Source organism: Cellulomonas triticagri, from assembly GCF_003696205.1.
Taxonomy (GTDB): Bacteria; Actinomycetota; Actinomycetes; order Actinomycetales; family Cellulomonadaceae; genus Cellulomonas; species Cellulomonas triticagri.
On record NZ_RFFI01000009.1, the window covers coordinates 1 to 26,189 of the forward strand.

The window sequence follows — 26,189 nt, forward strand, 5'->3', positions numbered from 1 at the left end:
CGCGCCGCGGTCCGGGCGGCCGCCGCCGCGCGGGCCCTCGTCCACGCGGATGCGCAGCGGGCGACCGGCGACGCGGGCGCGGCCGATGCGGTCGAACGCCTCGGGGGACAGGCCACCGGGGATCTCCACCAGCGAGAACGTCGAGAAGATGTCGATCTTCCCGAGGTCCTTGCCGTTGAGGCCGCCCTCGTTGGTCAGGGCACCGACGATCGCACCGGGCTGGGCGCCGTGCTGCGCGCCGACGGCCACGCGGTAGCGCGGGTTGCCGGTGGGGTGCGCGGGGTTGCGGGGGCGGTCGCCGTCGCGGCCGTCACGACGCGGCCCGCGCTCCGGGCGCTCGGGGGCGAGGTGCGCGCGGGACAGCGCGTCGTCCAGGTCGTCGCCCTCGGTCGGGCGCGGGGCCGGGCCCTCGTCGCCGACCGCCAGGGCCGCGAGCACCGCGACGAGGTCGGTGGTGTCGAGGTCCGGGTGCGCGGCGAGGAACTCCGCGGCGGCGGTGCGGTACAGGTCCAGGCGGCCCTTGTCGCGGCGCTCCGGGACGCGCGCGAGCAGCTTGGTGACGCGGTGCGCGGAGACGTCGGCGGGGGAGGGGATCTGGATCTGGCGGATCTGCTGGCGCGTCGTGCGCTCGATGGCGCGCAGCTTGCCGTTCTCGTTCGGGGTGACGAACGTCAGCGCCTCGCCGGTGCGGCCCGCGCGGCCGGTGCGGCCGATGCGGTGCACGTACGCCTCGGGCTCGCCGGGGACGTCGAAGTTCACGACCAGGCCGATGCGGTCGATGTCGAGGCCGCGCGCGGCGACGTCGGTCGCGACGAGGACGTTGATGGCGCCCGAGCGCACGCGCTCCACGATCTTCTCGCGGTCGCCCTGCGCGACGTCGCCGGAGATGTACGCGGCGGCGACGCCCCGCTCGACGAGCGAGACGGCGACGTCCTCGGCGGCGGAGCGCGTGCGGACGAACACGATGGCGGCGTCGGCGTCGGTGACCGCGAGGACGCGGGCCAGCGCGCCGGCCTTGTGCCGGAACGGGACGACGGCGTAGGTCTGCTCGACGCTGGCGACCGTGGAGGACTGCCGGGCGACGGTGATCTCGACGGGGTTCGTCAGGTGCTGGGCGGCGACGCGGCGGATCGCGGGCGGCATGGTCGCGGAGAACAGCGCGACCTGCTTGTCGGCGGGGGTGGCGGACGCGATGCGGTCGACGTCGTCCACGAAGCCCATGCGGAGCATCTCGTCGGCCTCGTCCAGCGCGAGGAACCGCACGGAGTCGAGCGACAGCGACCCGCGGTCGAGGTGGTCGATGACGCGGCCCGGGGTGCCGACGACGACCTGCGCGCCGCCGCGCAGCGCGCGCTGCTGGGGCAGGTACGGGGAGCCACCGTAGACGGGGACGACCTCGAGGCCGGGCATCTTCGAGGCGAACGACTCGAGGGCCTCGGCGACCTGCATGGCGAGCTCGCGGGTCGGGGCCAGGACGATCGCCTGGACCTCGCGCAGCTCCGGGTCGACGGCGGCGAGCAGCGGCAGGCCGAACGCGGCGGTCTTGCCGGTGCCGGTCTGCGCGACGCCGGTGATGTCGCGGCCCGACAGCAGCGCGGGGATGGCCTCCGCCTGGATGGCGGTCGGGGTGGTGAAGCCGAGCCCGAGGACGGCCTCGCGCAGCGGCGCGGGCAGGTCCAGGTCGGCGAAGGTGGGGCCGGTGGGAGCCGCGGCGGGCTCCGGGGCGTTCTCGGGCAGGGCAGGGTCAAGGACAGTCGTCATCGAGGACAGCACCGTTCGTGTTGCTGGGGGAGCTGCTGGGCCGACCCGGTCGGTCGGCTCGCGGTCGCACTCCCACACCCACACAACACGAGGCCACGCTCAGAAGGAGGGGGCCTCGGCACGCACTTCACGGGACACTGCGACGAACTCCGAGTCCCACCAGTCTACCGGGCGGACCCGCCGCGCGGCGGTGCGGGACGCGGTGACGTCCGGCACAGGGCTCAGCCCAGGCCGAGGCGTCGGCCCTCGATGGCGGGGCAGGTGTCCATCACGACGTCGAGCCCGGCGTCCAGCGCCCGCTGCGCGGCGGCCTCGTCGACGACGCCGAGCTGCAGCCACACGGCGCGGGCCCCGGCGGCGACCGCCTCGTCCACGACGGCACCGGCGAGGCGCGAGTTCACGAACACGTCCACGACGTCCGGGACGGGATCGACCTGCGCGACGCGCTCGACGCCCGCGACGCCGTGCACCCGCTCGGCGCGGGGGTGGACCGGGACGACGTGGTGGCCCAGGCCCTGGACGTAGGCGGCGACGCCGTACGCGGCGCGGGCCCGGTTGGTCGACAGCCCGACCACGGCCCACGTGCCCGGCGTGGTGAGCAGGCGGCGGATCACCTCGGGGTCGTTGACGGCGGCCATGGGGCCAGCGAACCACAGCCCGGGGCCCTCCGGCGCGCGGGCGGCGGCGGGCTGTCCGGGGAGGGCCGCCCGCCGTGGATAGGATGTGGCCTTGATCAGGACCGACGAGGTGGGGGCGCGCGTGGCGGAGCGGGACGTGGTGAGCGACCGCGTCTGGACGGTGCCGAACGTGATCAGCTTCGTCCGGCTGCTGATGGTGCCGGTGTTCGCGGTGCTCATCGCGCAGGGCCACGACGGCTGGGCCCTGCTGGTCCTGGCGGGGTCGGGGGCGAGCGACTGGCTCGACGGCGTGCTGGCGCGCCGGCTCGGGCAGGTGTCGCGCCTCGGGCAGGTGCTGGACCCCGCCGCGGACCGGCTGTTCATCCTCGTGACCCTGCTCGGCCTCGCCGCGCGCGACGTCGTGCCGTGGTGGCTCGTCGTGGTGCTGCTGGCCCGCGAGGCGATGCTGCTGGTCATGCTCATGGCGCTCGCGCGGCACGGCTACGGCCCGCTCCACGTGCACCTGGCGGGCAAGGCCGGGACGTTCGCGCTGCTGTACGCGTTCCCGCTGCTGCTGCTCGCGCACTGGGGCGGACTGGTCGGCGACCTGGCGTCGGTGCTCGGCTGGGCGTTCGCCTGGTGGGGCGTCGCGCTCTACTGGTTCGCCGGGATGCTGTACGTGCGGCAGGCGTGGGTGCTGCTCGCCCGTCAGGGCGACACGGACACCGGGGAGCCCCGCCCGGTGGCGGCCTGAGATGACCCCGCGGACGCGGCGCCCCGACGCGTCCATGTCGCTGCTGACCCAGGTCACCAGCAACCCCCTCGACCCGGGCTACCGGGCCGCCGCGGAGCGCCGGGCGCGCACCGGTGCCCCGCGCCGCCGTGGCGGGGTCGGCGCCGTCGCGACCGCCCTGCTCGCGGTGGCGCTCGGCGCGGGGACGACGTGGGCGGTGCTCGCCCTGCGCACGCCGCAGTCCTCGGAGCTCGCCGCGCGCGAGGTCCTCGCCGAGCAGATCGTGGAGCGCGGTGCGGACGTCGAGCGGCTGCGCGAGGAGAGCGCGGACCTGGCGGACCAGGTGACGGCGCTGCAGGAGCAGGCCCTGTCCGCCGCGGACTCGCCGTTGCTGGACCAGCTGCAGACCGACTCGGTGGCGTCCGGCGCGGTGGCCGTGACCGGCGACGGGCTGCGGATCACCCTGCAGGACGCGCAGGTGGCTCCGGGGGAGGACGACCCGGACGGCCGGGTGCGCGACTCGGACCTGCAGACCGTCGTCAACGGCCTGTGGGCCGCGGGCGCCGAGGCGGTCGCGGTCAACGACCAGCGTCTCGGACCCACGACGGCGATCCGCACGGCCGGTGACGCGATCCTCGTCGACGTCGTGCCGCTCGTCGGCCCGTACACGGTCGAGGCGCTGGGCGACCCGCAGGGCCTGCAGACGGGGCTCGCGCGCACGTCGGGCGGGCAGCTGCTCGCCGTCCTGCAGTCCACGTACGGCATCCGCACGCAGGTGTCCGCGCAGCGGGAGCTCGACCTGCCCGCCTCGGCGGCGATCACCCTGCGGTCGGCGGCTCTCCCGGAGGGGGTGTCCGTGCTGCCGCCCGGCGCGACGGACGGACCCACCGGCAGCGCGTCGGTGTCGGGCACACTGTCCTCCGGGACGTCGGAGGGGGAGCTGTGATCGCGGTCATCGGGCTGCTGGTGGGGGTCGTCGCGGGCCTCGTGCTGGAGCCGACCATCCCGGCGGCGCTGCAGCCGTACCTGCCGATCGCGGTCGTCGCCGCGCTCGACGCGCTGTTCGGCGGCCTGCGGGCGGTGCTGGACGGCATCTTCGACGACCGGGTGTTCCTGGTGTCGTTCCTGTCGAACGTCGTCGTCGCGGCCCTGATCGTCTTCCTGGGCGACCAGCTCGGCGTGGGCTCGCAGCTCTCGACGGGTGTCGTCGTCGTGCTCGGCATCCGGATCTTCTCCAACGTCGCGGCGATCCGCCGGCACCTGTTCAAGGCGTGACGTGAGCACCGACCCGCAGCCTGCCGCCCCGTCGCCCGACGACCCGTCGCCCGCCGGGAGCCCGGCCCCGACGCCGGTCGTGGGCTGGCGTGCGGCGGGACGGGCGCTGCGGCCCCGCGCCACGCGGGCGCAGGCGCTCACCGGCGTGCTGTGCGCGCTGCTCGGCTTCGCGATCGTCGTGCAGGTGCAGCAGACCGACGAGTCCGGACTCACCGTGCTGCGGGAGTCCGAGCTGGTGTCGCTGCTGGACCAGACGACCCGGCAGGCGGACGAGCTGCAGCAGCAGGTCAACGAGCTCGAGCGCACGCACTCCGAGCTGCAGTCCGGCAGCACCAGCCGCGAGGCGGCCCTGGAGGCGGCCACCCGCAGCGCGGCCGCGCAGGGCATCCTGTCGGGCCGGCTGCCTGCCCAGGGTCCCGGGGTCGTGGTGACGGTGTCGGACCCGACGGGCTCGGTGTCCGCGCTGACGCTGCTGAACCTGCTGGAGGAGCTGCGCAACGCCGGCGCCGAGGCGGTGCAGCTGAACGACCTGCGGCTGACCGCGTCGAGCTACGTGGTCGGCGGCGACGACGGCGTGGTGGTCGACGGCTCGGTCGTGGCGCCGCCGTACCGGTGGGTGGCGATCGGCGACCCGTCGACCATCGCCACGGCCCTGGCGATCCCCGGCGGCGCCCTGGCGAAGGTGCAGATCGACGGGGGCACCGCGGACGTGCAGCAGCAGGACCAGGTCGAGGTGACCGCGACGCGCGCGGTCGCGGAGCCCGAGCACGCGACGCCGCGGTCCGCGACCGACGACTGAGGGCGGTCCACCCGCCCGGCGGGGTGTGCGCACGCGGACCGACCGCATAGGCTGTCCGGGACCCCGGTGCAGGTCGGGGCCGGTGCGACACCGCAGGTCTGGGAGGTTCCATGAGCGACGAGCAGCAGGTGCCGGGCGGCAGCACGCCCCCGACGCCGGACGGGGCGGCGTACCCCGCGACCCCGGACACGACCATCAGCTTCGGGTCGCTCGGCTCGCTCGACGCGGAACCGGCCGGGCCGATCGGCCTGACCCCCGAGCAGGCGGCCGCCGTGCAGGCGCTGCCCCGGACGTCGGCGCTGCTCGTCATGCAGCGCGGCCCGAGCTCGGGCGCGCGGTTCCTCCTGGACGCGGACCGCACCGTCGCCGGGCGCAGCCCGAAGGCGGACATCTTCCTGGACGACGTGACGGTGTCCCGCAAGCACGCGGAGTTCGTGCGCGAGCTGGACGACTTCGTGGTCCGCGACGTCGGCTCGCTGAACGGCACGTACGTGAACCGGGAGCGGATCGACTCGGTCGTCCTGCGCCCCGGCGACGAGGTGCAGATCGGCAAGTTCCGCATGACGTTCCACCCGAGCCCCGCGGCGCAACCGGGCGGCCAGGCGGCCGACCCCGCCTCGTGAGCCCGGCGCGTCCCGCGCAGCGCACCGCAGCCGTCCCGGACGACGTCGCGGCGCACGCCGCGCCGGCTCTGCCGGACCACGCCGCCGACGCGGCGCCCGTCGGCGAGCCCGCACCGTGGCCGCGCGGCCTGTCGCGCAGCGCCACCATGCGGATCTCGGACGTGCTGACGGCGCTGCGCCTGGAGTTCCCGGCGGTGACGAACTCCAAGCTGCGGTTCCTCGAGGAGCAGGGCCTGGTCGACCCGGTCCGCACACCCGCGGGGTACCGGCAGTACAGCCCGGCGGACCTGGAGCGGCTGCGGTTCGTGCTGCGCGAGCAGCGCGACCGGTACGTCCCCCTCAAGGTCATCGGCGAGCGGCTCGCGGCGCTGGACGCGGGCGAGGAGCTCGACGGCCCGGGGCCCGCGCTGATCGTCACGGAGGACGGCGTCCCGCGCTCGGGCCCGGTCGACGCGCGCTACACCACGGCGGCCCTCGCCCGGGAGGCGGCGGTGGACGAGCGCGTCGTCCAGGACCTCGTGCAGGCGGGCGTGCTGCGGCCGTCCGCGTCCGGGCACCTGGACGCGTGGGCGAAGGACGTCGTGGTCGTCGCTGCGGCGCTGGCGGAGCACGGGCTGGAGGCCCGGCACCTGCGGGCGCTGCGCAGCGCGGCGGACCGGCAGGTCGACATGGTCGAGGCCGTGGTCGCGCCGTGGCGCGGGCAGTCCTCGCCGTCGGCGCGCGGGCGGGCGAGCACGGTCGCCGCCGAGGTGGGGGAGCTCTGCACGCGCCTGAACACCGCGCTGGTGCGCGCGGGCGTGGCGGACCTCGCCCCCTGATCCTCCGGTGGTCGAGCGCCCGGGACCGCCGGGCGGTGCGCGCCGCGGCGTGCCGTCGTAGCGTGGGCCCCATGCACGAGGACGACCTGGTCGAGCTCGACGTCCTGGGGGTGCGCCGGCACCCCGGGGACGACGAGCTCGTGGTCCTGCTGCTGGAGCCGGTGGGGGAGCTCGTGGTCCCGATCGCGATCGGCGCGACCGAGGCCGGGGCCATCGCCACGGCGCAGGCCGGTGTGGTCCCGCCGCGCCCGATGACGCACGACCTGCTGCGGGACGTGCTCGGCGCCGTCGGCACGACCGTGGAGCGCGTCGAGATCACCGAGCTGGTCGGCGGCGTGTTCCACGCGGCGCTGGTGCTGGGGCACCCGCGGGTGCGCGTGGACGCGCGGGCCTCGGACGCGATCGCGCTCGCCGTGCGCGTGGGGTGCCCGGTGATGTGCGCGACGGAGGTGCTGGCCGAGGCCGGTCTGGAGGCCGCGCCTGTCACCGCCGAGGAGGCCGGGCGGACCAGCCCGGACGAGGAGGTGGCGCAGTTCCGGGAGTTCCTGGACCACGTGTCGCCGGACGACTTCGAGCGCGGGGAGCCCGGCCCGCCACCCCGAGGTTCAACCTCAGGTGGAGGGTAAGACACGCCGAGAGCGACACGCCGAGACTCGTGGGCGCGGCGGTCGTTGACCACCCCCTGCGACGGCCCTAGCGTTGCACCCAGATCAGCACACACCGCGACGCCGCACCGGCGAGGGCGGACGCGACGACTGGAGGACCCCCGTGAGCGGCACCGAGCAGACAGCCGAGGCGGCCGGCAGCGTCCCCCAGCGCGCCCAGGGGCTCCTGTTCGGCGACGACCTCCCGGACCTCGACCAGACCACCGGCTACCGCGGGCCCACCGCCTGCCGTGCGGCCGGCATCACCTACCGCCAGCTCGACTACTGGGCCCGCACCGGGCTCGTCGAGGCGTCCGTCCGCCCGGCCACCGGCTCCGGCACGCAGCGCCTCTACTCGTTCCGCGACATCCTCGTGCTGAAGGTCGTCAAGCGCCTGCTCGACACCGGCGTCTCGCTGCAGCAGATCCGCGCCGCCGTCGGTCACCTGCGCGAGCGCGGCGTGGACGACCTCGCGCAGATCACCCTGATGTCCGACGGCGCCAGCGTCTACGAGTGCACCTCCGCCGACGAGGTCATCGACCTGGTGCAGGGCGGCCAGGGCGTGTTCGGCATCGCCGTCGGCCGGGTCTGGCGCGAGGTCGAGGGCAGCCTCGCCGAGCTGCCGACCGAGCGCGCCGAGGACGACGGCACGGTCGCCCACGGGCACGACGAGCTCGCCGAGCGCCGCCGCGCGCGCAACGCCGGCTGACACTCCGCACGAACGGCCCGGACCCCGTGGGGTCCGGGCCGTTCGGGGTCCCAGGGCCTTCGTGGTCCCCGGCCGCTTCTCGTCGGACGCGGTCGTCGTCAGGGGCGGTCGTCGTCAGCCGGGGAGCGGCAGCCGGAGCGCGGTGACGACCGGGTCGTGGTCCGACGGGTACCGGCCGCCGGGTCGGGCGTCGAGCACCGCGTACCCCTCGACGCCGACGTCCGGGCCCACCAGCACGTGGTCGATGCGGCGCCGTTCACCGGGCCGACCCAGGTCCGACAGGTCCGTGAACGTCGTGACCGGGCCGGTCGGCGGGGTCGCCGTCAGCGCCCGGGCGTCGCGCAGGCCGCCCGCGTGCAGCACGCGCAGCGGCTCGCTGCCGGGTTCCGCGTTGAGGTCGCCCGTGACGACCACCGGGTCGCCGGCCGCGACCGCCGCGGCCCGCGTGAGCAGCAGGTGCGCCGACTCGACACGGGCCCGCGCCCCCTCGTGGTCCAGGTGGGCGTTCAGCACGACCACCCGCGCGCCGTCGGCACGGTCCCGCAAGCGCACCCAGGTGCAGATCCGCCGGTAGGTGGTCGCGTCCCAGCCGGTGCTCGGCACGTCCGGGGTGGGGGAGCACCAGAAGTCGCCGTGCTCCAGCACCTCGACGCGCGCCGTGCGGCACAGCACCGCCGAGTGCTCCCCGGTGCTCCCGCCGTCCCGCGACCGTCCCACGGCCGCGAACCCGGTGCCGTCGGTCAGCGCGTCGAGGTGCGCGCGGGTGCCCTCCTGGGTGCCGAGCACGTCGACGGCGTCCAACGCCGCCCGCACCAGCGGCACCCGGTCGTACGTCGGCGTCGCGGGCCAGTGCGCGACCCACAGGTTGTACGACCCGACGCGGAGCGCCGGGCTCACGCCGCCGTGCCGGGCGGCGTCGTGACCTCCAGGACGGCGACCCCGTCGAGCCCCGCCGGGTCGAGCGCCGCGCTCGCCCACCGGTACGGGTGCGGCACCGGCGTCGTGGCCACGTCGCGCCCGTCGGCCCGCACCGTGACGCCGGTGGCCGCGGGGTCCACGCGGTACCGCACCGTCCGCGTCGCCCCGGCGAGCGTCAGCGCGACCTCCAGCCCGTCGTCGGCCGCGTCCAGCGTCGGTCCGACCACGAGGGCGTCGTGCCGCTCGTCCAGGCCGAGCAGCGCGTGCAGCACCTGGCGCAGGTAGATGCCGGGGCCCGAGGAGTACACCCGCCACCCGTCGGCGGTGGGGACCTCGCCGGTGCGCAGCAGCCCGAAGTCGCGGGCCGCGGTGTAGCGGTCCGGGAAGGTCGCGTCGGACGACGAGGTGTAGCAGGTGCGCTGCCGGCGGGTCGCGCTCGGGACGCGGTCGCCCATGCCGATGGGGGACAGCCGCAGCAGCTCGTCGCCGACGTCGGGGCGTCCCAGCGCGGCGAGGGCCTCGGCCCACCGGATGTGCGCGTGCGCGTACATCAGCCCGACCTCGCGGCCGAAGAACGCGGCCTGCTCGGCGCGCCGGAACGACTCGGTCTCCCCGTCGGCGAACCGGGTGGGCCGGTCGGTGAGCCGCACGCCGTCGGGGAACAGCAGGTGCTCCCGGACGATCGCCTCGTGCCGGTCGGCCTCGGCCTGGTCGAGCACCCCGGCGAGCACGAGCTGCGTCATCGGGATCAGCCGGTAGGTCAGCCCGGTCGCGGTGTCCCGCGGGTGGATCACGGGCGTGGCGACGCCGTCGGCGACCGTGACGAACCCGGCGGCGACGCCGTCGGGGAGCATGTGCCGCCGCAGGTCCGCGGTGATCGCCGACGCCAGCGTCGCCATCCGGTCGGCCAGGGCGGCGTGCTCGAGCTCGCCGCGGCGCAGCTGCGCCGCCGCGAGCTCGAGCGTCTGCACCGCCAGGGCGGTCGTCCAGGTGGACGCCATCGAGGCGCGCATCTCCGAGCGCGCGGGCTGCAACGTGTCGTCCCAGTCGCCGTCCCCGTACGCGGGCAGCGACGTGCCGGGGACGAGGTCGGTCTCCAGGTGCCGGAGCAGGGCGTCGAGGTGGTCGGCCACGGTCGCGGGCTCGCCGGTGCGGAACGGGACCTCGGCGTGCAGCACGTCGAGGTCGCCGGAGGCGCGCAGGTACTGGCCGAGCGCGAACAGCGGCCAGTGCACGACGTCGCCGTGCGCGTGCTCCTGGTAGATCTCGGCGTACGCGTCGAACATGAACCACTGCGGGAAGGTGCCGTCGACGCCCTGGGCGCCGAGCACCCGCAGCACGACGTCCCGGCAGCCGTCGAGCAGCCCGGCGGCGAGCAGCAGCTCGAACGGGCCCTGGCAGACGTCACGGGTGCCCCACGCCGCGCCCTGGTACTGCTCCAGGCCGTGCGGGACGAGGTAGTGCACGCGGGCGTCGTTGGCCCACCAGGGCAGCAGGACGCCGAGCTCGGCGAACCTCGACCCCTCGGCCACGGTGAGCCCGCGGGTCAGCCGGGCGAGGGTCGCGCGGTGCCCGGCGGCCTCGTGCGCGGCGTCCAGCCCGTGCGCGACGAGGTCGCGGGCGACATCGGCGCTGCTCCCGCCCGACCGGTCGGCGGTGGTCGCCACCCGCAGCGTCGTCGCGGCTGTCGCGCGGACGGTCAGCACGGAGGTGGCGTGCGGGGAGCCGAGGAGCGGGGCGTCCCCGGTGACCTCGGCGCCCGGCGTCGCCGCCAGCACGTACGCCAGCCCCGGGTGGTGGGCGCGGGTCGCCGTGCCCTCGTCCGCGGTGACGACCAGCGCGCCGCCGGACTCCCGGGCGGACCAGGCGCCCTCGCCGAGCGCGACATCCGTGGTCACGAGCAGGTCGGCGGGGTGCGAGGTCGTGACCTCCAGCAGCAGCGCGTCCCGGGCGGCGTCGCCGACCGTGCGCACCTCGACCCGGCGGTCGCCGAGCACGTACACCCAGCGGGCCTCGCCGACGTCCAGCACGAACGCGGACGGCGCTCCGAGCAGCCGCCAGCCCCCGGGCCCGTCGTCGGCGCCGCCGCCGTCCGTGCGGACGAGCACCCGGACGCCGTTGGACCGCAGCAGGTTGAGGTGGTTGCGGTGCACGCTGCTGAACGTGTCGAACGACGTGTTGCCGAGCACCGTGTGCGAACCGAACACCCCGTGCGCGAACACCGTCGTGGACAGCACCGGCCGGTCCGGGGACAGGGCGTCGCCCGCGAGGAGCACGTGCCCGTGCGGGCGCAGCAGCGTGCGGTCCTTCTCGCCGCGGACCACGTGCACGCCGCCGTCGGTGAAGTACGACAGCACCTGGCCGTCGTCGTCGTGCTCGACGTGCCGCGCACCGGCGCCGAGGGCGAGCAGGTCGTCGTCGGCGAGCGGGTCGCCGCCGAGCAGGGGTGCCGTCGCGAGCAGTGACGGCGCCTGCGACGGCGCGGGCACGGGTGCGTCGGCGGCCCCTGCGTCCGCCCGGGCGTCCGCCAGCGCGACCAGGTCCGGCACGGTGAGCTCCAGGTCGGGCACCGCGTCCAGCATCGCCCCGCGGCGGTCCGGCCAGTACCGGCCGACCACGTGCACCACGGTCGGCTCGGGCAGCGTCGTCGGCGCGGACAGCAGCCCGGCCATCGCCATCTCGTGCTGCCGCACCCGGTCGGGCCACGGCTCCCCGGTGAGGAACGCGGGCACGGCCCCGGCACGCGCGGCGGTGCCGACCAGGTCGAACCCGTCGGTCCCGGCCCCGGCGGACCCCTCGGCCACGGCGAGCGCGAGCAGCGGCAGCACCGGCGCCGACGCCATCGTCTGCCGGGACAGCACCACGGTGCCCAGCGCCGCCGACGGGGCGAGGCGGTGCGCGACGTACTGCGACACGTACGGCTCCGAGGACTGCGCGGCGGCCACCGGGGCGAGCGCGAGGTCCTGCGTCGTCGCGACGTCCCAGGTGGCGCCGTCGGCCGGTGCCGTCGCGGTCAGCGCCACCCGCCAGACCAGCGCCGGGCGCGCGGGGTCGAGCACCAGGTGCACGGTCCACGCGGTGCCCAGACCGGAGCCGGTCCACCGGACCGCCCCGTCGTGCGCGGACCAGGCGGCGCTGGACCTCGACCCGGTGAGGGCGACGTGATCCATGACGCCGTCGGCCGTCGTCCGGCGCAGGTACGGCCCGGCGATGGCGGCGTCGTGCTCACCGACCCGGTACAGGTTCAGGCGGTGGCCGTCGGGGGCGCCGATCTCGGCGACGTCGCCGGCGGGGGTGAGGCGGACGGTGAGGCCACCGCCCGCGTCGACGAGGGTCGTCCGGTCGGTGGTGCGCGCGAGCATCGGTGCGTCGGTCATCTCAGGTCCCGGGGGTGGTGGCGGTCGGGCGGTCGGTGCCGGGCGTCCCGGCGAGGAAGCGGGCGCCCGCGTCGCGCAGCGTGGCGGCGGAGGCGCGGTACCAGGCCCACACCCACGCGCCGCCGAGCAGCACGAGCAGCGCGTCGGAGGCGGCCGCGGCGACCACGACCGCGCCGACGACGAGCAGCAGCACGCCGAGCGAGGCGAGCCGGCGGGTGCCGAGGTAGTAGACGGCGGCCTGGACGGCGTCCAGGGACCGCAGCCGGTAGAAGGTGCGCAGGGCGAGCGCGTGCAGCGTGACGACGGCGAGCAGCACCGCGGTGCCGAGCGCGAGCCCGGTCACGAGGGGCGGCACGCCCGCGGCGCGGCCGCCGACGCCGACGGTCGTGACGACGACCCCGACCAGGCACGCCGGCACCCAGAGCACCGCGGCGTCCCGCCAGTTGCGGAGGTAGCCGCGGCCGAACGCCCGCAGCACGGGGACTCCGGGGGCGACGTAGTGCTCCCGGACGGCGTAGAGCGCGGCGGCCAGCGCCGGGCCGAGCGGCACGGCGGCGAGGGCCACGAGCCACGCGAGCGAGGGCTCGGGCCGCAGCAGCAGCGCGGCGGCCACCAGCGGGAGGTTCGCCGCGGTGAGCAGGGCGGTCAGCGCGGCGCCCCACGCGAACGCGGTCACGGCCCGGCCGAACGGCCCGTCGCCGACCTCGTCGCCGACCTCGTCGCCGCGCCCGGCGGCTCCGGTGCCGTACCCGCTGTGCCCACCCCGGGGCGTGACGGGGAACGAGAGCGGGTCGACGACCTCCGTGCCGTCGACCGCGTCGGCCTCGCCCACCTCGGGGACGACGACCGCGACCCGCGCGGCGGTCACGACGCCGCCCCGTCCGTGATCCGGAACCCCGCCACCAGCAGGTCGCGCGGCCGGCTGCTCGGTCCGACCAGCAGCTCGAACCCGCCCGGCTCGACCACCCGCCGTCCGGCGGCGTCCACGAGGGTGCACGCCCCGGCCGGCACGGCCAGGTCGACCCGGACCGACCTCCCCGGCAGCACCTCGACCTGCGTGAAGGTCTTCAGCTCCCGGTCGGCCCAGGACGCCGACGTGACCAGGTCGCGCACGTAGACCTGGACGGTCTCGAGCGCGGGGCGGTCCCCGGTGTTGATCAGCGTCACGTGCGCCCGGACGGTGCCGTCGACGGTGACGTCGGGGTCCTCGATGACGAGGTCCTCGTACCCGATGGTCGTGTACGACAGGCCCTCGCCGAACGCGAACGCCGGGTCCTGCGTGAGGTCGGCGTACCGGGTGCCGTGCTGCCCCCGGACCTGGTTGTAGTAGGTCGGCTGCTGGCCGACGTGCCGGGCGAACGAGATCGGCAGCCGGCCGCTGGGCTCGATCTGCCCGAGCAGCAGCTCGGCGAGCGCACGGCCGCCGGTCATGCCGGGGTTGGCGGCCCAGACGATCGCGTCGGCGCTCATCGCCGACGGCGGGAGCATCTGCGGCTTGGACGCCTGCAGCACGACGACGACCGGCGTGCCGGTCGCGGCGAGCGCGTCCAGCAGGGCGACCTGCCCGCCGAGCAGGTCCAGGGTCGCGGTGGACCGGCCCTCGCCGACGAGCTCGATGCGGTCGCCGACCACGGCCACGACGACGTCCGCGGCACGCGCCGCCGCCACGGCCTCGGCGAGCTCCGCCTCGTCCACCGGCGCGGGGGCCGCGATCGGGGGCCGCGGCTGGCCGTCGGGGAAGAACGGGCCCTCGGGGTCCTCGACGTGGGTGAGGATCGACGCGCCCGGGGCGTAGGTCACCGTCCAGCCCTCGGGGACCGCCGCGCGCAGGCCGTCCAGGACCGTCGTGATCATCGCGCGCGGCTGGCCGTGCGCCATCGCGCCGACCTGCCCGGACGACCCGGCCCAGTCGCCGAGCTGCGTCTGCGGGTCGTCGGCCAGCGGGCCCACCACGGCGACGCGGCGCGGCCGGTCGGCGGGCAGCGGCAGGACGCCCTCGTTGCGCAGCAGCACCAGCGACCGCCGGGCGATCTCCAGGTTGAGGTCCTGGTGCGAGCCCACCACCGCGCCCATCGTGGCGAGGTCCGGGCGGCGGGGGTCCTCGAACAGCCCGAGCTCGAACTTCAGCGCGAGGATCCGGGAGACCGCGACGTCGAGGTCGGCCTCGGCGACCATCCCGCGGGCGACCGCCTCCTGCGCCCCCTCGAAGAACCCGGCGGTGGTCATGATCATGTCGTTGCCGGCCCGCACCGCCGCGGCGGACGCGTGCACGTGGTCGGGCTGCACGCGCTGCTCCCAGACCATCCGGCCGACGTTGTCCCAGTCGGTGACGAGCATCCCGGTGTAGCCCCACTCGCCGCGCAGCACGTCGGTGAGGATCCAGTCGTCCACCGTGATGGGGACGCCGTCGATGGTCTGGTAGCCGAGCATGAAGGTCGCGCAGCCCTCGCGGGCCACCCGCTCGAACGGCGGCAGGAACCAGGACCGCAGCTTGCGGCGGGAGATGTCCGCCTCGGAGGCGTCCCGCCCGCCCTGGGTCTCGGAGTACCCCGCGAAGTGCTTCGCGGTCGCCAGCACGGCGGTGGGGTCCGCGAGCCCGGTGCCCTGGTAGCCCCGCACGGCCGCGCTCGCGAGCTCGCCGATCAGGTGCGGGTCCTCGCCGAACGTCTCGCCGACGCGGCCCCAGCGCAGGTCCCGGGCGATGCAGAGCACGGGGGAGAAGGTCCAGTGCAGGCCCGTCGCGGCGGCCTCGACGGCGGTGGCGCGGGCCATCCGCTCGACGAGGTCCGCCGACCAGGACGCCGCCATCCCGAGCTGGGTCGGGAAGATCGTCGCGCCGTCGCAGAACGAGTGCCCGTGGATCGCGTCCTCCCCGACGAGCAGCGGGATCCGCAACCGGGTCCGGTCGGTGAGGTCGTGGGCCTGGAGGATCAGCTCGGGCGAGGCGTGCAGGATCGAGCCGACGTGCTTCTCGAGCACCTGCTCCTCGATGCCGTCCGGCGCGGACAGCTGCATCATCTGGCCGACCTTCTCCTCGAGCGTCATGCGGGCGAGGAGGTCGGCGACCCGGTCGGGGACCGGCAGCGTCGGGTCGGTGTAGTGCGTCATGGTGCGTCCTTCCGGGGCGGGGCCCGCGGCCGCGCGGGCCCCGCCGGGGGTGGTGGGTGCTACTTGATCCCGGTCATCGCGATGCCCTGCACGAAGTGCTTCTGCATGGCGACGAACACGATCAGCACGGGCACGATGATCAGGACGGAGCCGGCCATCTGCAGGCCGAACTCGGCGCCCTTGTCGCCGGTGGGGCTGGTGTAGAGCGCCAGCGCCACGGGCAGCGTGTAGAGCGAGTCGCGCTGCGAGACGATCAGCGGCCACAGGAACCCGTTCCACGAGCCCATGAACGTGAAGATCGCGAGCGTCGCCAGCGGCGCCCGGCAGAGCGGCATGACGATCCGGGCGAAGATCCGGAACTCGCCGGCGCCGTCGATGCGCGCCGCGTCCAGCAGCGAGTCCGGGATCTCGAGCATGAACTGCCGCATGAGGAAGACGCCGAACGCGCCGACCATGCCCGGGAGGATCAGGCCCCAGTAGGTGCCGACCATGTTCAGGTTCGCGATGAGCACGAACTGCGGGATCAGGGTGACGATGCCGGGCACGAACATCGTGGACAGCACGACGGTGATGAGCACCTTCTTGCCGGGGAACTCCAGCTTGGCCAGCGCCCAGCCGACCATCGAGCAGAACAGCAGCGTGGTGGCGACCGAGACGACGGCCAGGAACACGGAGTTCACGAAGTACCGCGTCATGTCGAACTCGAAGAACCACGCGCGGAAGTTGTCCAGCGTGGGTGCCTCCGGCCACCAGGTGATCGGCCGGCGCATGATCTCGGCCTTCGTCTTGAACGCCCCGAGGAGCATCCAGGCGAACGGCAGCAGCGTGCCGGCGAGGCCGACCGACAGGACGACGAGCAGGGCGATCCGGCCGGGGGTGGGGCGCCGGCGGCGCCGGTGCACGACGGGTGCCAGCGGCACGGCGGTCGTGGGCGGGGCGAGCGGGGTCGAGGTCGTCATGGTCATGTCCTCTGCCGGAAGAACCGGAACTGGATGATGGCGAAGATGCTGATGAGCACGAAGAGCACGTACGCGCCCGCGGCACCCACCGAGTAGTTCCCCCACTGGAACTGGTTGAACACGTACAGCGCGATGGACGTCGTCGACTGCAGCGGACCGCCGTTGGTCATGACGAACGGCTCGTCGAAGAACTGCATGAAGCCGGTCGTCGTGAGGATCGCGTTCAGCAGGATCGTCGGCATCATCATCGGGATCGTGATGCGGAAGAACCGCTGCACCGTCGAGGCGCCGTCGACCATCGCGGCCTCCTTGACCTCGGTCGGGATGGCCTGCAACCCGGCGAGGAAGATGACCATGCTCGAGCCGATGCTGCGCCACACGGCCATCAGCGTCAGGGCGGGCAGCGCGGTGCGGGTGTCCCCGAGCCAGTTCGGCCCGTCGACGCCGATGCTCGCGAGCAGCGAGTTGATGAGCCCGTCGGGCTGGTACATGATCCGCCACACCACGGCGACGGCGACGATCGTCGTGACGACCGGCATGTAGTAGCCGACGCGGAAGAAGGTCGCCGCCCGGCGGCCCAGCGAGTTGAGCATCACCGCGAGCACGAGCGCCGAGAACAGCGACAGCGGGACGCCGACCACCACGAAGCCGAGCGTGTTGCTCAGCGCGCGCAGGAACGTCGAGTCGCCCAGCACCGTCGCGAAGTTCTCGAGGCCGATGAAGTCCACGGCGAACGGGTTGCGGATGTCGTTCACGCGCAGGTCGGTGAACGACATGCCGAACGAGCTCACCAGGGGGACGAGTCCGAAGACGCCGAACGAGAGCACGAACGGCGCGGCGAACAGCCACGCGACGACGGCGGTCCGGCGCCGCCGGGCGGCCAGGGAGACGGTCTTCCCCGGCCGCCGCGACGTCGCGGGCGGTGTGCGCCGTTCTGTCGTGGTGCTGCTCACCAGCCGAACCCGATCTGGTCGGCCTCCGCCTGGATCGCGGTGGCGGCCTCCTGGGACGTCATCTGGCCGTTCGCGACGCGCTCGGCGTAGATGCCGATCTGCTCGCCGATCTGCGACCAGGACGGGTAGCTCGGCGTCTCGACGGTGTTCGGCATCTGCTCCTTGAGCACCGACATCACCGGGCTGTCCACGATCGGCTCGTACTCCGCCGACTCCAGGCGGGACGGGAACGAGCCGGCCTCGTCGAACAGCGTCTTCTGCTGCTCGTCCTCGAGCAGCCACTGCAGGAACAGCCAGGACGACTCCTGGTTGTCCGAGGAGGCGAACACGCCGAGGTTGCCGCCGCCGATGTACGAGTCGTTGTTCGCCGCGCCGGAGGGCAGCGGCACGATGCCGACCGAGTCCTCCGTGAAGCCCTCGGGGGCCGCGCCGGTGTCGACGAGCTCCTGGTAGGTGTCGACCATCCAGGGCCCGGTGATCAGCAGCGGCTGGCGGCCGTTCTCGAACGTCGCCTCCGACTCGGACAGCGGGGCCTCGCCGCGCTCGAAGAAGCCCTGGTAGAAGTCCAGCGCCTCGACGAACTCCGGGGTGTCGAACGTCCACGCGTCGCCGTCGGTGACCTCGCCACCGGCCTGCGACAGGAACGGGATGATGATCTGCGCGGGGTTCTCGATCGGGCGGGGGAGGCCGAGGCCGTACTCGCCGCCCTCGCGCGCGGCGAGCGCACCGCTGAGCTCCTCGAGCTCCTCCCACGTCGTCGGGGCCTCCATGCCGAGCTCGGCCACGAGGTCCGCGCGGTAGAACAGGAACCGCGTCTCGACGTACCACGGCACCGCGTAGCGGGCGTCCTCGCCGGTCACCGAGGCGACGGCGGCGGGGTAGAAGTCGTCGGGGTCGAAGACGTCGTCCGGGACGGGCGCGAGGCCGCCCATGGCGATGACGGACGCCGTCTGGTCGGCGCCGGTCATCACGATGTCCGGGCCGGTGCCGGAGGCGACCGCCGTCTGGTTCATCGTGATGATCTCGCCCCAGGGGATCTCGGTCACCGTGATCGACGCCTCGGGGTGGTCGGCGGTGAACTGCTCGCCGAGGGTCTTCAGCACGTCGCCGTTGCCGGCGGCGGCCCAGATCTCGATCTCGCCGGTGGCCTCGTCGGCGACCGTCCCGGCCTCCGCGGAGCCGGAGCCCGGCGCGTCGTCGGAGCGGCCGCAGGCCGCGACGGGGACCAGGACGAGGGTCGTCACTGCGGCGGCGCCGAGCGCGCGCCGGACGGTACGACGAAACATGCGTTCCTCCTTGAACGATGGGGTGGGCATGCGCCGCGCCACCACGCTGACCTGCACAAACAGTCCGGTCAATGCATGTTATGCGCATTACATGTGGCCGAATCTAAGCGTGTAGACTGCGGCTGTCAACCCACCCCGGGGTCGCGGTCCGCGCCTCGCGCCACTCGTCGTCGAGGAGCTCCGTGGCACGCCGACCCACCGTCTACGACGTCGCCGAGCGCGCCGGGGTGTCCATCACCACGGTCTCGTTCGCGTTCCGCCAGCCCGGCCGCGTGAAGGACGCCACCCGGCAGGCCGTGCTCGACGCGGCCCGGGAGCTCGGGTACGCGCCGTCGGCCAGCGCGCGCGGCCTCGCCCGGGGGAGCACGGGCGCGTTCGGGCTGTACGCGTTCGACATGATGCTCGCCGACGGGGAGGCGGGTGCCGGGGTCCCGGCGGCACCGGCCCCGCACGCCGCGCCGGTCGCGGCGACGGGCCCGGTGGGGGAGCCCGACCCCCGGGTGTTCCCGCTCTACGTCGACGAGGTCGAGCGCGGGTTCGCCCTCGGCTGCCGGGCCGCCGGGCGGCCGCTGCTGCTCGCCTCCGGCGCGCCCAGCGGCACCGCCGTCGCCGACGTCGCCGGCAGCGTCGACGGGCTGGCGATCTTCCCGGGCACGCACAGCCTCGACGCCGTGCGCGGCATCGCCCAGTCGATCCCGCTGGTCGCGTTCAGTACGCCCGGCGCCGACCCGTCGTTCAGCCACGTCTCGGTCGACAACCGCGGGGCGATGGCTGGCGTGGTCGAGCACCTGGTCGGCGTGCACGGCGTCACCGACCTGGCGTTCGTCGGCGAGGGGTCGATGTACGACTTCGCCGACCGGCTCACCGGGTTCCGCGACGCTGTCGCCCGGCTGCTCCCCGAGCGCACCGCCGTCCGGCCGGAGCACGAGGTGCTGGCCACCACGGCGTGGGTCACCGCGCTCGACGAGGCGGTCGCCGCCGACCGGCTGCCGCGGGCGCTGGTCTGCCAGAGCGACCAGACGGCCCTGCACGTGCTCGACCTGCTGGCGGCGCACGGCGTGGACGTCCCGGGGCGGGTGCTCGTCACGGGGTTCGACGGCATCCTCGCCGGGCGGATGTCCACCCCGACGCTCACCACCGTGCGGCAGCCGTTCGAGGACATGGGCCGCACCGCGGTCCGGCTGCTCGCCGACCGGCTGGCCGACCCCACGTCGGCGGCGGAGTCCCGGACGCTGCCCACGAGGCTGGTCCCGCGCGGCAGCTGTGGCTGCGCCGAGGGGACGCCGGCCACGCGCTGAGGCGCGTGGGCGGCGCGCCGAGCCCGCTCAGGTGCGCGGGCTCAGGTGCGCGGTGCGCGCAGCGCGCGGTCCAGCAGCTCGTCGAACGTCCCGGCGACCTCCTTGGCCCCCGCACCGGGCCACGCGTGCACCGGCTGCGCGGCGCCCTGCGCCTGCTGCAGCGCGGCGCGCTCGGGCACGAACGGCTGCAGGACCAGCGGCCCATACAGGCCGCGGAGCTCCTCCAGGCGGAACGCCTGCTCCACCGACCGGGCCTTGACCCGGTTGACGACGACGCCGAGCGGCTGCAGCTGCCCGGCGGGCCCGCGGCGCAGGTCGTCGATCGTCCGCATCGCGCGGCCGACGGCGGTGACCGAGAACAGGCCGGGCTCCGTGACGACCACCGCGCGGTCGCACGCCGTCAGCCCGGTGCGGGTGAGGCCGCCGAGGGATGGCGGGCAGTCGACGAGCACCAGGTCGTAGTCGTGCGCCCAGGCCAGCGCGAACCGCAGCCGGTCCAGGTCCATGACCGCGCCGTCGTAGGCGTCGTGCCGGGAGGACGCCGCGGACCCGACGAGCACGTCGAGCCCGGCGTCGGCCCACGCGCTGGACCCGGTCGCCGCGGCGAGGGTCTCGGCGGACGGGGAGTCGAGCAGCCCGGCGACGTCGCCCTGCGCGCCGGACACGGCCAGCGCGAGCGTGGAGTCGCCCTGCGGGTCGAGGTCCACCACCAGGGTGCGCAGCCCGCGCTCCAGCGCGGCCGAGGCGAGCCCGAGGGTCACCGAAGTCTTCCCCACGCCGCCCTTGAGCGAGCACACTCCCAGCACCAGCACGGGCACACGCTATCGGGCGCGGGCGGGTTCGCGCGATCCTGACCTGCGGGCCCGGTCCGCTCGGTCCTCGACCTGCCCCTCGCGCGACCCCGGGCGCACGACCCCGGGCGCCCGGCTCGACGGGGTCGGCGCCGGGGGTGATGCTGGCCCCATGGCTGACATCACGGTGACCCACTGGGGCCACGCCTGCGTCCGGTTCGAGCGGGACGGGCGGCGCCTCGTCGTCGACCCCGGGGCGTTCGGGGACGCGGCCGTCCTGGACGACGCCGACGCGGTGCTGCTCACCCACGAGCACCCGGACCACGTCGACGCCCCCGCCCTCGTCGCCGCCCTGGACCGGAACCCCGACCTGCGGGTCCGGGGACCGCAGGGCGCCCTCGACGTGCTCACCGCCGCCGGGGCGCCCGCCGACCGGCTGCACGCGGTCGTCGCCGGCGACGAGGTCGAGGCGGCGGGGTTCGCCGTCGTCGTGACGGGCGAACGGCACGCGCTCATCCACCCGGACGTCCCGGTCCCGCACAACGTGGGGTACCTGGTCGACGGCGGGGCGCTGCACCCCGGCGACGCGTTCACCGAGCCACCCGCGGGCGCGACGGTCGACCTGCTGCTCGTGCCCGTCGCCGGGCCGTGGATGAAGCTCGCGGAGGCCGTCGACTACGTGCGCGCCGTGCGTCCGCGGGTCGCCGCGCCGATCCACGACGCCATCCTCAGCGACCCCGGGCGCGCCCTCGCGGACCGGCTGGTCGGCGGCCTCGGCGGGGCGGAGTACACCCGGGTCGACCGGGACCACCCGTACACCTGGGCCCGCCCGGCCTGAGCGGTGCGGCCGAGGCGACCGGCCTGGACCGCGCGCTCAGCGGGCGGCGGCGGGCTCCCCGCGGCGCGGGGCCGGGTCCATCGTCAGGCGCAGCGCCACGTCCAGGGGCAGCCGCGTCCGGGCCCGGCGCCGCCGCGCGATCAGCGTCTGGCGGTCCCGGGCGCGGGCGTCGTCGAGTCGGTGCGGTCGGTCCTGCGGCATGTCCCCAGCCTGCCGCGCGGGGGTGCGGGTGTCGTCGGCCTCACGGCTGATCCCCGGGTACGCCGTGAGGTGGAGGCGGGTGGAGACGGCACGTCGCTCGCGCCCCGGCCCGCGGACCCGTAACGTCCGAGGTCACACAGGCGGACGAGAGGGACTGGCACATGTGGTTCGGGCGACGTAGGTCGACGTCGGAGGCGCCGGTCGTCGCCCCGCAGGGCACACCGCCGGAGCGCGGGGCCGGGGCGCTGTGGGCGGACGGGTTCGGCCGGATCGGGACCCGGTCCGTGCAGGTGCTCGCGCTGCTCGCCGTCGTCGCCGTGGCGGTGCTGGCGATCACCCGGCTCACGCTGGTGGTGGTGCCGGTGCTCATCGCGCTGGTGCTGGCCAGCGCCATGTACCCGCTGGTCGCGTGGCTGCGTCGGCGCATGCCGTCCATCGCCGCGACCTGGATCGCGCTGGTGCTGGTCGTCGGTGTGCTCGGCGGGATCCTCACGGCCGTCGTGTACTCGGTGATCCACCAGTGGGACACGCTCGCGGACCAGGCCGTCGCCGGGTTCGGGGAGCTGCAGGACTCGCTGTCCGGCCTGCCGATCGAGATCACCGACCAGCAGATCGCCGACTTCCGGGAGACCGTGACCGGGTTCCTCACCTCGTCGACCTTCGGGTCGGGCGCGGTGGCCGGGCTGTCCGCGGGGGCGAACTTCCTCACCGGGTTCGCCGTCATGGTCGTGGTGCTGTTCTTCTTCCTCAAGGACGGCCCCGCGATCTGGGAGTTCCTCCTCCGCCCGTTCGAGGGCGCGCACTACGCGCGCGGCAAGCGGATCGGCAGCCGCACCGTCGGGACGATGGGCGGCTACGTCCGGGGCACCGCGATCGTCGCGGCCGTGGACGCGATCGGCATCGGGCTCGGGCTGGTGATCATGGGCGTGCCGCTCGCGATCCCGCTGTCGGTGCTCGTGTTCCTGCTGGCCTTCATCCCGCTCGTCGGCGCCACGCTGGCCGGCGTGCTGGCCGCGCTCGTCACGCTCGTCGCCAACGGGTTCACCGAGGCGCTGATCGTCGTCGCCATCGTCGTCGTGGTGAACCAGCTCGAGGGCAACCTGCTGCAGCCCGTCGTGATGGCGCGCTCGCTCGCCCTGCACCCGCTGGTCATCCTCGTCGCCCTGACCGTCGGCACCGTGCTCGCGGGCATCACCGGCGCGGTCCTGGCCGTCCCGATCGCGGCGTCGATCTGGGGCGCGATCCAGGTGTGGAACGGCGAGCACGAGCCCGCGCGACCCGCGCAGCAGAAACGACGGGAGACGGTCGCCGGACGCTGAGCGCCCCGGTCACCCCGGCGTCCGCCACACCGAGACGTGCGACGGGCTCTCCGCCTCGAACGGCGCCTCGGTGAAGTCCGCCCACCGCTCGGTCGGCGCCATCCCGGCGATCCGGGCCATGAGGTCCAGCTCGGCCGGCCACACGTACCGGTGCGGCGACCGGCCCGTGCTGGTGCTGCCGTCCGTCTCGCGCGTGTAGTGGTGCGACACCAGCGTCTGGTGCACCACGTCGTACCGGTCGAAGCCCAGGTGCGCGTCGCTGACGTCGAACGGCAGCGCCACCTCGCCCGGCGGCAGGCGGCGCAGCTGCGGGACGAACACCTCGCAGACGAACGCCCCGCCCGGCTCCAGGTGCCGCGCTGCGTTCTGGAAGCACGCGACCTGCGCGTCCTGCGTCATCAGGTTCGTGATCCCGTTGTAGACGAGGTAGACCAGCCGGAACCGGCCCGGGGCGGTCGCCGTGCTCATGTCGCCCATCGTCACCGGGACCCGCTCGGCACCGGGTTTCGCCGCCAGACGGGCCGCCATCGGCGCGGACAGCTCGATCCCGGCGACCGGGACCCCGCGCGCCGACAGCGGCAGCGCCACCCGGCCCGTCCCGACCGCGAGCTCCAGCGCCGCACCGCCCGCCGCCCGCGCCGCGAGGAAGTCGATCGTCGGACCCAGCACCTCCGGCGTGGCCATCGCGGCGCTCGACTCGTCGTACCGCGCTGCGGTCGCCTCGGTCCAGATGTCCTCGTGCGTCATGGTCCTGACGCTCGCACCCGCGGCGTCCCGACCGCCAGTCGATAGGCGCGCGCGGGTCGGGATGGCCCCGGACGCCCCGGGCGTGTTGAGTGGGGGAGTACCGCCGACGACGCCGGGAGGCCCCGCATGGACACCCACCAGCTCGCGCAGGACCGCATCGACCTCGCCCACGCCGACCCGCACGGCCGCAGCGCGCACCTCGTCGTGCACGACGGCCCGCTGCGGCAGACCGTCATCGCCCTGACCAAGGGCACCCGGCTCGCCGAGCACTCCTCGCCGCCCGCCGGGAGCATCCTCGTGCTGCGGGGGACGGTCGCCGTCACCACCGCCGACGACGTCGAGACGCTGCCCGCCGGGTTCCTCACGACGCTCACCCACGACCGGCACGGCGTCGAGGCGCTGAGCGACGCGGCGATCCTGCTCACCACCGTCACCGGCACCGAGCCGGCCCCGCCCGCCTGATCCGGCCGGTCTGAACCGGCCGTGGTCTGATCCGGCCTCGGTCTGATCCGGCCCGGTGTCGATCCGCGGGGTCCCCGTTCGACCAGGGGGTGCGGGGGTCCGCCCCGGACCCCCCACCCACCCGGAGGTGCACCGTGAAGTACATGCTGATCCTGCGCTCGACCGAGCAGGCCGCGCCGCCGGCCACCCCGCCGTCGGCGGAGGAGTACGAGCGGTCCATCGAGACGATGAGCCGGTTCAACGAGGAGCTCGTCGCCGCGGGCGTGCTGCTCGCGATGGACGGGCTCGACGACGACCCCGCCGAGAGCGTCGTGGTCGACCACTCGGCGACCCCGCCGCTGGTCACTGACGGCCCGTACGGCGAGGTCAAGGAGCTGTTCGCCGGGTTCTGGATCCTCGACGTCGCGTCCCGGGCGGAGGCCGTCGAGTGGGCGCGCCGGGCGCCCGTGGCCGGGATCGGCTCCCGGATCGAGGTCCGCCGGATCGCGAGCATCGACGAGTTCCCGCAGGACAACCCGTGGATCCAGCGGGAGCGCGCGTGGCGCGAGCGCACCGGGCAGCTCTGACCGACGGTGCCGCTCCCGACCCCGACGCCGTCCCCGCTCCCGCCACCAGCACGGCGGGAGCGGGGCGAGCCGCCGTCGAGGCGGTGTGGCGGACCGACGCCGCCCGGATCGTCGCCACGCTCGCCCGGTCCACCGGCGACCTGGCGCTCGCCGAGGACGTCGCCCAGGAGGCGCTGGCCGAGGCGCTGGTCGCCTGGCCGCGGGACGGCGTGCCCGCCCGACCCGCGGGGTGGTTGATCACCGCGGGTCGGCGCCGCGCCGTGGACGCCTACCGGCGGCGCGCGGCGCTGGACGAGCGGTACGCCGCGATCGGTCGCGCCCTCGACGCGAGCGGCGGGCTCGACGGGACCGCGGCGGGCGCCGACGGGCTCGCCGACCCCGACCGGGTGGACGACGACGTCCTCGCGCTGATCTTCGTGGCGTGCCACCCCGTGCTGTCCCGCGAGGCGCAGGTGGCGCTGACCCTGCGCGTCGTCGGCGGGCTGACCAGCGACGAGATCGCCCGGGCGCTGCTGGTGCCGACGGCGACCGTCCAGGCCCGGATCACCCGGGCCAAGCGGACGCTCGGGGCGGCGCGCGTGCCGTTCGCCGTCCCCAACGGCCCCGAGCGGCGCGAGCGGCTGGGCAGCGTCCTCGCGGTGCTGTACCTGGTCTTCACCGAGGGCTCGTCGGCGACGTCGGGGGACGACCTCATCCGGCACGACCTCGCCCGCGAGGCGGTGCGCCTGGCGCGGGTGCTCGCCCGGCTGCAGCCCGACGAGCCCGAAGTCCTGGGGCTGCTCGCCCTGCTGGAGCTCACGGCCGCGCGGTTCCCCGCCCGCACGGCGCCCGACGGGTCGGCCGTCCTGCTGGAGGACCAGGACCGGCGCCGCTGGGACCGCGCCGCGATCCGGCGGGGGCGCGCCGCCCTCGCCGCCGCCGGGCGCGTCGGCCGGGGGCTCGGCCCGTACGGGTTGCAGGCCGCGGTGGCCGAGCAGCACGCGCTCGCGAAGTCGGTCGCCGCGACCGACTGGGACCGCGTCGTGCTGCTCTACGAGGCCCTGGCGCGGATCGCCCCGTCACCGGTCGTGGACCTCAACCACGCGGTCGCCGTCGCGCACACCCGCGGCCCCGGCACGGCGCTGGCGCTGGTCGACGCGCTCGCCACCGACAAGGCGCTCGCCGGGACGCACCTGCTCCCGGCCGTGCGGGGCGAGCTGCTGACCCGCCTGGGACGCGCGGACGAGGCCCGGGACGCGCTGGCGACGGCCGTCGCGCGCTGCCCCGGCGCGCGCGACCGCGAGACGCTGGCCCGCAAGCTCGCCGCGCTCGGCAAGTCCGGCAAGCCCGGCAAGCCCGACGAACCCAGCAGGCCCAGCAAGCCCAGCGGCTGACCTGCGGATCCGGG

At 75.2% G+C, this 26,189-nt stretch carries 26 protein-coding genes; 14 read left to right on the plus strand and 12 right to left on the minus strand.

Annotated elements, in window-relative coordinates:
• Both EBM89_RS02750 and EBM89_RS02755 read right to left on the minus strand, forming a co-directional pair.
• Positions 1-1,761: DEAD/DEAH box helicase (locus EBM89_RS02750; RefSeq protein WP_122147987.1), on the minus strand; the 1,761-nt coding region annotated here is incomplete at its 3' end.
• 221 nt (positions 1,762-1,982) lie between these two features.
• Positions 1,983-2,399 (minus strand): CoA-binding protein, encoded by a 417-nt coding sequence (locus tag EBM89_RS02755; protein ID WP_122147988.1) that lies wholly within the window; start codon positions 2,397-2,399, stop codon positions 1,983-1,985.
• A 91-nt stretch (positions 2,400-2,490) separates the two neighbouring features.
• On the opposite strand from EBM89_RS02755, the gene clsA reads away from it, so the two are divergent.
• The 8 genes from clsA to EBM89_RS02795 all read left to right on the plus strand — a co-directional run bounded on the left by clsA (position 2,491) and on the right by EBM89_RS02795 (position 7,979).
• Entirely contained in the window at positions 2,491-3,132 is a 642-nt protein-coding gene (clsA, locus tag EBM89_RS02760) for a cardiolipin synthase ClsA (RefSeq protein WP_233571496.1), read from the plus strand.
• A gap of 1 nt (position 3,133) precedes the next feature.
• Entirely contained in the window at positions 3,134-4,057 is a 924-nt protein-coding gene (locus EBM89_RS02765) for a DUF881 domain-containing protein (RefSeq protein ID WP_122147936.1), read from the plus strand.
• Positions 4,054-4,386, plus strand: coding sequence for a small basic family protein (locus EBM89_RS02770; protein ID WP_122147937.1), 333 nt, complete (start codon positions 4,054-4,056; stop codon positions 4,384-4,386). The genes EBM89_RS02765 and EBM89_RS02770 overlap by 4 nt, the downstream gene beginning before the upstream one ends.
• A gap of 1 nt (position 4,387) precedes the next feature.
• Positions 4,388-5,185 carry a DUF881 domain-containing protein gene (locus EBM89_RS02775; protein ID WP_158609453.1) on the plus strand — a complete coding sequence of 266 codons (798 nt, stop codon included), beginning with the start codon at positions 4,388-4,390 and terminating at the stop codon, positions 5,183-5,185.
• Between the two features lie 110 nt (positions 5,186-5,295).
• Positions 5,296-5,808, plus strand: coding sequence for an FHA domain-containing protein (locus tag EBM89_RS02780; RefSeq protein WP_122147939.1), 513 nt, complete (start codon positions 5,296-5,298; stop codon positions 5,806-5,808).
• A complete protein-coding gene (ftsR, locus tag EBM89_RS02785; RefSeq protein WP_233571497.1) occupies positions 5,805-6,626 on the plus strand; it encodes a transcriptional regulator FtsR in 822 nt (273 codons plus the stop codon). Before EBM89_RS02780 ends, ftsR begins: the two co-directional genes overlap by 4 nt.
• Before the next feature lie 71 nt (positions 6,627-6,697).
• A complete protein-coding gene (locus tag EBM89_RS02790; RefSeq protein ID WP_122147940.1) occupies positions 6,698-7,252 on the plus strand; it encodes a bifunctional nuclease family protein in 555 nt (184 codons plus the stop codon).
• A 142-nt stretch (positions 7,253-7,394) separates the two neighbouring features.
• Positions 7,395-7,979, plus strand: a complete 585-nt coding sequence (locus EBM89_RS02795; protein ID WP_122147941.1) for a MerR family transcriptional regulator — start codon at positions 7,395-7,397, stop codon at positions 7,977-7,979.
• 114 nt (positions 7,980-8,093) lie between these two features.
• Here EBM89_RS02795 and EBM89_RS02800 read toward each other — a convergent pair whose 3' ends face one another.
• The 7 genes from EBM89_RS02800 to EBM89_RS02830 are packed head-to-tail and all read right to left on the minus strand — an operon-like array spanning position 8,094 to position 18,580.
• Positions 8,094-8,876 (minus strand): endonuclease/exonuclease/phosphatase family protein, encoded by a 783-nt coding sequence (locus tag EBM89_RS02800; RefSeq protein WP_158609455.1) that lies wholly within the window; start codon positions 8,874-8,876, stop codon positions 8,094-8,096.
• The gene (locus EBM89_RS02805) at positions 8,873-12,274 is read right to left on the minus strand and encodes a hypothetical protein (RefSeq protein ID WP_122147943.1); all 3,402 of its coding nucleotides are present in this window, start codon (positions 12,272-12,274) and stop codon (positions 8,873-8,875) included. The genes EBM89_RS02800 and EBM89_RS02805 overlap by 4 nt, the downstream gene beginning before the upstream one ends.
• 1 nt (position 12,275) lies before the next feature.
• Positions 12,276-13,142: a DUF624 domain-containing protein gene (locus EBM89_RS02810; protein ID WP_122147944.1), complete on the minus strand. Its 867-nt coding sequence runs from the start codon at positions 13,140-13,142 to the stop codon at positions 12,276-12,278.
• Positions 13,139-15,382, minus strand: coding sequence for an exo-beta-d-1,3/1,6-glucosidase (locus tag EBM89_RS02815; RefSeq protein WP_122147945.1), 2,244 nt, complete (start codon positions 15,380-15,382; stop codon positions 13,139-13,141). Before EBM89_RS02815 ends, EBM89_RS02810 begins: the two co-directional genes overlap by 4 nt.
• A gap of 59 nt (positions 15,383-15,441) precedes the next feature.
• The gene (locus EBM89_RS02820; protein ID WP_233571498.1) at positions 15,442-16,341 is read right to left on the minus strand and encodes a carbohydrate ABC transporter permease; all 900 of its coding nucleotides are present in this window, start codon (positions 16,339-16,341) and stop codon (positions 15,442-15,444) included.
• 2 nt (positions 16,342-16,343) lie between these two features.
• A complete protein-coding gene (locus tag EBM89_RS02825) occupies positions 16,344-17,294 on the minus strand; it encodes a carbohydrate ABC transporter permease (RefSeq protein ID WP_122147947.1) in 951 nt (316 codons plus the stop codon).
• Positions 17,291-18,580: a sugar ABC transporter substrate-binding protein gene (locus tag EBM89_RS02830; protein WP_158609457.1), complete on the minus strand. Its 1,290-nt coding sequence runs from the start codon at positions 18,578-18,580 to the stop codon at positions 17,291-17,293. The genes EBM89_RS02825 and EBM89_RS02830 overlap by 4 nt, the downstream gene beginning before the upstream one ends.
• A gap of 182 nt (positions 18,581-18,762) precedes the next feature.
• Here EBM89_RS02830 and EBM89_RS02835 point away from each other — a divergent pair, with 182 nt between their 5' ends.
• Positions 18,763-19,878, plus strand: coding sequence for a LacI family DNA-binding transcriptional regulator (locus EBM89_RS02835; RefSeq protein WP_122147949.1), 1,116 nt, complete (start codon positions 18,763-18,765; stop codon positions 19,876-19,878).
• A 41-nt stretch (positions 19,879-19,919) separates the two neighbouring features.
• Here EBM89_RS02835 and EBM89_RS02840 read toward each other — a convergent pair whose 3' ends face one another.
• The gene (locus tag EBM89_RS02840; RefSeq protein ID WP_122147990.1) at positions 19,920-20,690 is read right to left on the minus strand and encodes a ParA family protein; all 771 of its coding nucleotides are present in this window, start codon (positions 20,688-20,690) and stop codon (positions 19,920-19,922) included.
• A 151-nt stretch (positions 20,691-20,841) separates the two neighbouring features.
• On the opposite strand from EBM89_RS02840, the gene EBM89_RS02845 reads away from it, so the two are divergent.
• The gene (locus tag EBM89_RS02845; RefSeq protein WP_122147950.1) at positions 20,842-21,507 is read left to right on the plus strand and encodes an MBL fold metallo-hydrolase; all 666 of its coding nucleotides are present in this window, start codon (positions 20,842-20,844) and stop codon (positions 21,505-21,507) included.
• Positions 21,508-21,543: 36 nt separating this feature from the next.
• Here the strand turns inward: EBM89_RS02845 and EBM89_RS20995 are convergent, their stop codons facing one another.
• Positions 21,544-21,708 (minus strand): hypothetical protein, encoded by a 165-nt coding sequence (locus tag EBM89_RS20995; protein WP_158609459.1) that lies wholly within the window; start codon positions 21,706-21,708, stop codon positions 21,544-21,546.
• A 161-nt stretch (positions 21,709-21,869) separates the two neighbouring features.
• Between EBM89_RS20995 and EBM89_RS02850 the strand changes: the two genes are divergently transcribed.
• Positions 21,870-23,027, plus strand: a complete 1,158-nt coding sequence (locus tag EBM89_RS02850) for an AI-2E family transporter (protein ID WP_122147951.1) — start codon at positions 21,870-21,872, stop codon at positions 23,025-23,027.
• Between the two features lie 9 nt (positions 23,028-23,036).
• On the opposite strand, the gene EBM89_RS02855 is transcribed toward EBM89_RS02850, so the two are convergent.
• Entirely contained in the window at positions 23,037-23,774 is a 738-nt protein-coding gene (locus EBM89_RS02855; protein ID WP_122147952.1) for a methyltransferase domain-containing protein, read from the minus strand.
• Between the two features lie 126 nt (positions 23,775-23,900).
• Between EBM89_RS02855 and EBM89_RS02860 the strand changes: the two genes are divergently transcribed.
• From EBM89_RS02860 to EBM89_RS02870, 3 genes are all read left to right on the plus strand, one after another.
• Positions 23,901-24,236, plus strand: a complete 336-nt coding sequence (locus EBM89_RS02860) for a cupin domain-containing protein (RefSeq protein WP_122147953.1) — start codon at positions 23,901-23,903, stop codon at positions 24,234-24,236.
• A 134-nt stretch (positions 24,237-24,370) separates the two neighbouring features.
• A complete protein-coding gene (locus EBM89_RS02865) occupies positions 24,371-24,802 on the plus strand; it encodes a YciI family protein (protein ID WP_122147954.1) in 432 nt (143 codons plus the stop codon).
• A gap of 83 nt (positions 24,803-24,885) precedes the next feature.
• A complete protein-coding gene (locus EBM89_RS02870; protein ID WP_233571502.1) occupies positions 24,886-26,175 on the plus strand; it encodes an RNA polymerase sigma factor in 1,290 nt (429 codons plus the stop codon).
• Positions 26,176-26,189: the final 14 nt, after the last annotated feature.